The sequence below is a fragment of the Celerinatantimonas marina genome, assembly GCF_046054165.1.
Classification (GTDB): domain Bacteria; phylum Pseudomonadota; class Gammaproteobacteria; order Enterobacterales; family Celerinatantimonadaceae; genus Celerinatantimonas.
This window is the reverse complement of the sequence record NZ_JBFNXK010000012.1, coordinates 128790-136164: the sequence shown is the minus strand read 5'-3', so window position 1 is coordinate 136164 and position 7375 is coordinate 128790. Positions and strand designations below refer to the sequence as shown.

Annotated in this window: 6 protein-coding genes; 3 read left to right on the top strand and 3 right to left on the bottom strand. The window is 46.9% G+C overall.

Annotation, left to right across the window (positions count from 1 at the left end; all coding sequences use genetic code 11):
• The first annotated feature begins 557 nt into the window (after positions 1-557).
• Positions 558-1667, top strand: coding sequence for an aspartate-semialdehyde dehydrogenase (gene asd, locus ABUE20_RS13825; protein WP_408620526.1), 1110 nt, complete (start codon positions 558-560; stop codon positions 1665-1667).
• A gap of 15 nt (positions 1668-1682) precedes the next feature.
• Here the strand turns inward: asd and arfB are convergent, their stop codons facing one another.
• Positions 1683-2093, bottom strand: a complete 411-nt coding sequence (gene arfB, locus ABUE20_RS13820) for an alternative ribosome rescue aminoacyl-tRNA hydrolase ArfB (RefSeq protein WP_408620525.1) — start codon at positions 2091-2093, stop codon at positions 1683-1685.
• A gap of 132 nt (positions 2094-2225) precedes the next feature.
• Entirely contained in the window at positions 2226-2843 is a 618-nt protein-coding gene (locus ABUE20_RS13815; protein ID WP_408620524.1) for a trimeric intracellular cation channel family protein, read from the bottom strand.
• Between the two features lie 221 nt (positions 2844-3064).
• Here ABUE20_RS13815 and ABUE20_RS13810 point away from each other — a divergent pair, with 221 nt between their 5' ends.
• Positions 3065-4459, top strand: coding sequence for a cryptochrome/photolyase family protein (locus tag ABUE20_RS13810; protein WP_408620523.1), 1395 nt, complete (start codon positions 3065-3067; stop codon positions 4457-4459).
• On the opposite strand, the gene ABUE20_RS13805 is transcribed toward ABUE20_RS13810, so the two are convergent.
• Positions 4449-5078 carry a LysE family translocator gene (locus ABUE20_RS13805; protein WP_408620522.1) on the bottom strand — a complete coding sequence of 210 codons (630 nt, stop codon included), beginning with the start codon at positions 5076-5078 and terminating at the stop codon, positions 4449-4451. The two genes, ABUE20_RS13810 and ABUE20_RS13805, sit on opposite strands and share 11 nt — an antisense overlap.
• 307 nt (positions 5079-5385) lie before the next feature.
• Here ABUE20_RS13805 and ABUE20_RS13800 point away from each other — a divergent pair, with 307 nt between their 5' ends.
• Positions 5386-7245 (top strand): diguanylate cyclase, encoded by a 1860-nt coding sequence (locus ABUE20_RS13800; protein ID WP_408620521.1) that lies wholly within the window; start codon positions 5386-5388, stop codon positions 7243-7245.
• Positions 7246-7375: the final 130 nt, after the last annotated feature.

Below are 7375 nucleotides of genomic sequence, written 5' to 3'. Positions count from 1 at the left end.
TCCGACTATGAGTGTTAACGTGTGTAAACGATGTCTCCAGTTTATTTTGTAAACCATGTCCCCGGTCTGTACACCCCCTCTAGCTCCCCCTTAAAAAGGGGGAGAACGGATTGGAGTGACATCCCATTTTTAAGAGGGAGAACGGATTGGAGTGACGCCCCTTTTCAAGAGGGAAAACACGTTGATTTGACTTTCCCTTTGGCTATCGAACCCCTCCCCTTTTTAAGGGGAGGCTGGGTGGGGTTTTCAGGGAACTTACTATTTGCCAGACTAGTGGGCAGAATGAATCGTTAACGGGAATAAACCGTTGGGCTTAAGCAGTAAATGTGATCAAGAGACAGCCTTCAGGACGCGTTTGATTTAAACTCAATCGAATCATTCTCAAGCTATAGCTGACTTTTCCGAAAACAGTGCTGTTTTTAGATATTTCTACTGCTTTGCACACCTCTCCCAAAACTGTCCTCTTATTATCTTGAGCTGCTAGATATCCATAATAAGCAATGATAATGTAAATCCTCAGTCTAGACGTCTATACACCACATGAGGATGAGTCAGTAATGAAAGTTGGTTTTGTTGGCTGGCGCGGAATGGTTGGTTCCGTGCTGATGGAGCGGATGCAGGCAGAAAATGATTTTGCCAGTATCGAGCCTGTTTTTTTCACAACCTCTCAGGTAGGACAAACCGGTCCTGCAATTGGTCATCAGCTGCCCCTTCAAGACGCGACCGACATTAAGGCGCTCAGCGAAATGGATGTTATCGTGACCTGTCAGGGTGGCGATTACACCAACGCTATCTATCCTAAAATTCGGGCCAGTGGCTGGCAAGGTTACTGGATCGATGCAGCCTCAGCCCTACGGATGGTCGATGAATCCGTTATCATCTTAGATCCAGTCAATCGCCATGTGATCGATCAAGCGCTACAAAACGGCTGCAAAACGTTCATTGGAGGAAACTGCACTGTATCACTGATGCTGATAGCTATCGGTGGTTTATTTGAGCAGAACCTCATCGAATGGGTCACCCCAATGACCTATCAGGCCGCTTCCGGTGCCGGTGCTCGCAATATGCGAGAACTCATCTCACAAATGGGTGAACTTTACAACGTGGTAGCCGATGAGCTGGCCGACCCTGCTTCAGCCATTCTGGAAATCGACCGCAAAGTAGCGGCCAAAATGCGCTCAGATGATTTCCCAACCGATCAGTTTGGTGTCCCACTAGCTGGAAGTTTAATCCCTTGGATCGATGTGCAACTGCCATCGGGTCAAAGCAAAGAAGAATGGAAAGCTCAGGCTGAAGCGAACAAAATTTTAGGTCTGCAAGATCAGCCGGTTCCAATTGATGGCCTGTGTGTGCGGGTTGGTGCCATGCGTTGCCATGCTCAGGCACTCACCATCAAACTCAAAAAAGATCTCCCCGTATCAGAAATCGAAGCCATTCTGGCGCAGCATAACGATTGGGTGAAAGTGATCCCTAACGAACGAAGCGAAAGCATTCAGGAACTCAGCCCAACAGCGGTCACGGGTACTTTGAGCGTTCCAGTCGGACGTATTCGAAAACTGGCCATGGGGCCTGAATATATTTCCGCTTTCACCGTCGGTGACCAACTCTTATGGGGTGCCGCTGAACCACTCCGCCGGATGCTCAACATCCTGCAAAATAAACTGTAATTGATTCAAATCACCTCAATACGGTTTCGAGCGCAGTGATTTTGTTTCACTGCGCTTTTTTTTACTTTCTAATCGTCGAGAAACCGAAGCTCGAGTCGGGCGAGTAGGCCGCCGCTTCGGAGCCACATACAACGCTTTTTGAAGCAATTCGACCAGCCGTAACCGGGCATCTTCCAGATTTTGCTGATAGGTTCGATACTGCTGCGCCTTAATCACAATTTCGCCCTGTCGGGTAATGCGCTGATCCGCAAACTGACGGATCCGCTGTTGTTGTGGCCAGCTTAATCCAGTGGCGGCAATATAACAGCGCAGTTCAACCGCTGAAGCCACTTTATTCACATTTTGTCCCCCCGGACCACTGGCCCGGATCTGCTGAACCAGTAAAGCACTCTCCGGTATGTGAATGTCTGACTGTACTTCCAACATTTCAACTCCTTCATTATCGAGGACTAAATAAGTGTTTCCAATTGTGGCCCACCGCGTTAGGAATGACGCAGTGAAGCCCTATGGAAGGGTCGATGCGTGTCGACGTTGGGAATGTCCTCTGTGGCCGAACACTTATTTAGACCCTCTAAGACTCAAAATCGGCAACGATAGATGGTAGCGAATCGCAATCAACCGGATCAACAAAGCGGGTAGAATACAAAACAAGGTACTCACCCACACCGGCGTGGCCATGATAACCGCCAAAGCCCAACACAATCCGCCGATAATACACGCCGTCGCATAAATCTCCTGACGCAACACCAGAGGCACCCGATTCGCCAGCACATCCCGTAACATACCACCGCCGCAGGCTGTCAAAACCCCCATCATGATGCACACTAATAAAGGCGCGGATAATTGCTGTGCTTTTATGGCTCCAATCGCCATAAAGGTCGCCATTCCAATCGCGTCGGCGACCGGTAGTAACCACCAACGAGGATGAGAGAATCGAATGAGTCCTACCATCGTCAGTAACGATGCAATCAGGATCACCCACAAGTACCCAACCTGATGGATCCAGAATACCGGTGTATTTCCCAACGCCATATCTCGCACGGTTCCCCCACCGATGGCTGTACAGGCCGCCAATACCAGAGCCCCAAACAAATCCATCCGACGCCGACGAGCTACCAACACTCCGGATGCCGCAAACACAGCCGTTCCAAAATAATCCAGCAAGGTAATCAGCATGATGCCTCTCTTAACCACAATAACAACCGGCGCTCCATTGATTCAAAAGGCCATCAGCATTCAGAATAGCTCACACGCCTACCGTATCGACACCAGCACCGAAGTCAACCAACGCTGCTGTCTTAGCGGATCCCTTGCATTTAACATCGGGGATATGCGACAAACTCATTCAATATGATTTACACTCAAGCTATTCATTCACTCTCGTTAGGCTCATACGAATGGCTATTTTAATCTGGTTTCGCCACGAACTACGACTCCATGATAATCCACTATTGGAACAAGCTGCGACGCTACCAGGGCCCATCTATGCGGTGCATTGTCTCTGTCCCGATCAATGGCAAAAACAACATCACAGCCCGATCCGCAATAGCTATCAACTCCAACGTATTGTCGCATTCCGACATGAGCTCGCTAACCATAATATTCCGTTGATCGTACTGGAAACCCCCACCTATGACGATAGTGAAACAGCCATTACGCAGCTTTGCCAAGAACTCTCGATCCAGCATCTGATCAGCGGGGATGAATACGGACTATGGGAGCGGATCCGCGATCAGCATATTCAGGCACAACTTACAAAAACTGATCTTCGCTGGCATCAATTAACCACCCAAACCTGTATACCCCCCGGCACCTTAAAAACGGCCAGCGGCCAACCCTATCGGGTCTTTACCCCCTTTTCTAAAGCCTGGCGACAAGCTATCACACAACTGCCGCCTCCTCAGCGCTGCATCAGTACCAATGAATACTGGCCAGAATGTGATCAAGGGTTGACCGATCCACAGCTTTGCCGGATGCAATCCACCGAGATCAACGCCTGGCCCGTAACCGAAGAGCTAGTGCTGACCCATCTCAACCAGTTTGTTCAAAATGCCGTGGATCATTATCACCAGAAACGTGATTTTCCCGGAATATCCGCCACCAGCCGACTATCTCCAGCACTATTATTCGGCGTTATTTCAACCCGACAGGCGATTGCACTTCTGGCATTTAAACAAGAACAGGAAGGCGCCACCTGTTGGCTCAATGAGCTCATCTGGCGGGAGTTTTATATTCATTTACTGGCACAATTTAACAGCATCAGTCAGGGGCTCGCTTTTAAAGAACAAACCCGAACCATTCACTGGGATCATAATTCTCAAGCCGAGCAGGCCTGGCAACAAGGGAAAACCGGCATTCCCATTATTGATGCCGGAATGCGCCAACTCAACACCACAGGTTGGATGCATAACCGGGTCCGAATGCTAACGGCCTCATTTTTCTGTAAAAATTTATGGCTAGACTGGCGCCGCGGAGAACAATACTTCATGAGCCAATTGATCGATGGTCACTTAGCCAGCAATAATGGCGGATGGCAGTGGAGCGCCTCAACAGGCACCGATTCAGTCCCTTATTTTCGGGTATTCAATCCTATCACGCAAAGCCGGAAGTTTGATCCTCAAGGAGACTATATCCGACATTGGGTCCCAGAACTGGCTTCACTGGATCATCGTACTATCCATCAACCCAGTCTCGTTCAATGCCGAGAACTCGGCTACCCACTTCCTATCGTCGATCTGAAACAAAGTCGAGCGCAGGCTATCGCCCGGTTTGCTGATTACACTAAAAGTTAAGCCATTCTTCGACAATCACAACCAGACCAATGCCCAATAAAATACAACCGGTGATCCGGTCTATCCAGCGACTGTGGCGGCGCATCCACTGTAATATAGAGGCCTGACTCAGCAACATCACCACCACCGAATACCAAAGACCATCGATAAACCACGGCGTCATGACTAACACATGATGGCTAATTACATGCTCTCTGGCGACAAACGGGCTGAATAACGCAATAAAAAATAATAGGATTTTCGGATTTAATAATGAAATAGCAAATCCGTCCCGCGCAGCATGCCATACTGAACCTACCGCAGCCCCTTGCTGTAAATCCAGTGCCCCTCCGCGACTGAATAATGCCTGAGTTCCCAACCCAATCAGATAACAAGCACCCAACAATGAAATCACCGTAAACACCAGATGGGCTTTGGTTAACAGCACCGCCAGTCCCAATACCGTTAATGTGGCATAAATGGCAATTCCGGTCGCATGACTCCAGGCCGCGGTTAATCCTTCTTTACGTCGTCCGGACAACGTATGTCGCACAATCATCGCCAAACTGGGTCCCGGAGACATCGCCCCCAACAAGCACACCGCAGCTAACGGCAACCAGATTTCAAATCCCACCACCATTTTTCAATCACCTATAAAAACATCTAACATTATTTAATAAGTAAGTACTCACATAAATGTTCAGAGACGGTAACCAACACACCCAACAATAACTGATGAAAAAATCAGTACTTATTCGTCACACACAACAGCATTTCAACGGCTAAAAATAGATGCCTTCACTAATCGATTTAAGAATTATCACACAAAATAAAGTAAACTTCGTCGAAATTAGATACAATAACGGCAATTTGAAACATCTTATAATAGGATCTTCTGGTTGTAATTAATCGAAGATTATGGACGGTAAGGTAACGGATTGACATCAATGCCTCTCATATTCATACGGCATCTCTGGAGTTGGTTGATTATTATATGGGGATGGGGATTCATCTCATGCAGTTATGCCTACTCTATTGAAATTCCAGCGAATTTTCAGGCAACACCACTCGACACATCCGTTCAGGTACTGATTGATCCAAGCCGTACACTGACCTTGTCCGATATTATGCATCGTCCAGATCAAGATTTTCATCCGGCTCACAACCGGGATGATCTGCATTTTGGCTACACTAACGATATTATCTGGCTCAAGCTGCAACTTTATTCCAGCAGTGATCATCCCCAGCATCTCGTTTTAATGTTCCAGTATCCATATCTGGATCAAATTAACGTCTATACAACCCACCACCAACAAAGCAATACCATGCAGTCTGGGTTTGCCGTCGCTCCAGCACAACGAGCGCTCGAAGACATTCATCCGGCATTTCCGATTAATATCGATCACCACCAAACTCTCACACTTTATATCCGGGCGCAAGCCAATGGCAGTATGACTCTCAACGCCATGCTGTACCCCTATCAGGACTATATAAAAAATAGTGAGCGGATGCTGCTGGTTCAGGCGGTTTTTTCCGGTATGGTGCTCGCCTTATCTATATATAATTTATTCTTGGGATTGGTTCTTAAACAGCGCGTCTTTTTACTCTATGCCTGTTTTTGTAGTGTTTTTGGGTTTACCACCTCGACAGCCAATGGTGTAGCCGGCCTTTATCTGTGGCCAATCATTGGGCCATTCATCAATTACATTGTCCCAACCGGTTTTTCACTAGCCGTCACGCTGGCCGTTCTGTTTGCCCGTTACTTTTTAAATTTAGAGCAACATTCCCCCCGATTTTACCAAACTCAAAAATTAGCGTGCGTCGGATGCTTCCTTTTAACCATCGGGACCATCATCTTACCGGCACAGTTAGCGGTAAAAATCATGTCTCTCTTAGGCTGTAGTATGGCTTTCTTCCTGTTTCTCAGTGGATTGGTCGGACTACGGTATAAAGTATCCGCAGCTCGTTATTATCTCATCGCTTGGATTTTTCTGCTGATTGGGACCACCTTGGTATCCATTCGCAACACCGGACTCATTCCGTCTAATTTCATCACCGTCTATGGGCTGCAGATCGGTGCTGCACTGGAAATGATTCTGCTCTCTTTCGGACTCGCATCTCGGTTTAATGAACTTAAAAAACAAAAAGATAATGCACAAGAAACGCTACTTCGCACCCTGTCACTCCAGGAACAACTACTAGAGCGCCGCGTCACTGAACGAACCGCCACACTGGAACAGACCAAACAACAACTCGCGTTGATGGCCGCTTTAGATCCTCTGACCAAGATTTATAACCGACTGGGATTAACTGAACAGTTTCAAAAGTTAAAGCAACACTATCATGGACCAATTGCCGTGTTGATTATCGATTTAGATGGCTTTAAACCCATCAATGACCGACATGGACATGCCGCCGGAGATATTCTACTCAAAATCATTGCCGAGCGATTAACTCAGCACAGCCGCAATACGGATATTGTCGCCCGTTTTGGGGGAGATGAATTTGCCATGATTTGTCATCAACTTACCGATCAAAATATTGCAATGGCCTATGCTACACGATTGCAACAACATCTGAATTCCCCCATTGCCATCGATACCGACACCACCGTTCAAGTCGGTTCCACCATCGGGATCTGCTTTAGTGATACGGATACAACATCAGAATTATCCCAACTCATTCATTATGCTGATCAGGCGATGTACAAAATAAAGAATACCAATAAAGGTTATATTGGGTTACTCAATTTAAATCAGAATCAGTTTATCGACAGTTTCAATCCCATAGAAATAACCGCTCAATAACCATCCACTCAATCTGGTAACCTTTTTTACAAAACACAAACTAAATCAAAATTGATAACCTCAAAAAGGTGTATAATGCACTTCTATTATTGATTTAATCAATAAAATATGTGCCTAGTTCTTTTAGACA

Bases quoted from the DNA above. Each gene is read 5' to 3' on its own strand.
- asd (WP_408620526.1), top strand. From the start codon at position 558: ATGAAAGTTGGTTTTGTTGGCTGGCGCGGAATGGTTGGTTCCGTGCTG.
- ABUE20_RS13810 (WP_408620523.1), top strand. From the start codon at position 3,065: ATGGCTATTTTAATCTGGTTTCGCCACGAACTACGACTCCATGATAAT.
- arfB (WP_408620525.1), bottom strand. From the start codon at position 2,093: ATGTTGGAAGTACAGTCAGACATTCACATACCGGAGAGTGCTTTACTG.
- ABUE20_RS13805 (WP_408620522.1), bottom strand. From the start codon at position 5,078: ATGGTGGTGGGATTTGAAATCTGGTTGCCGTTAGCTGCGGTGTGCTTG.
- ABUE20_RS13815 (WP_408620524.1), bottom strand. From the start codon at position 2,843: ATGCTGATTACCTTGCTGGATTATTTTGGAACGGCTGTGTTTGCGGCA.
- ABUE20_RS13800 (WP_408620521.1), top strand. From the start codon at position 5,386: ATGCCTCTCATATTCATACGGCATCTCTGGAGTTGGTTGATTATTATA.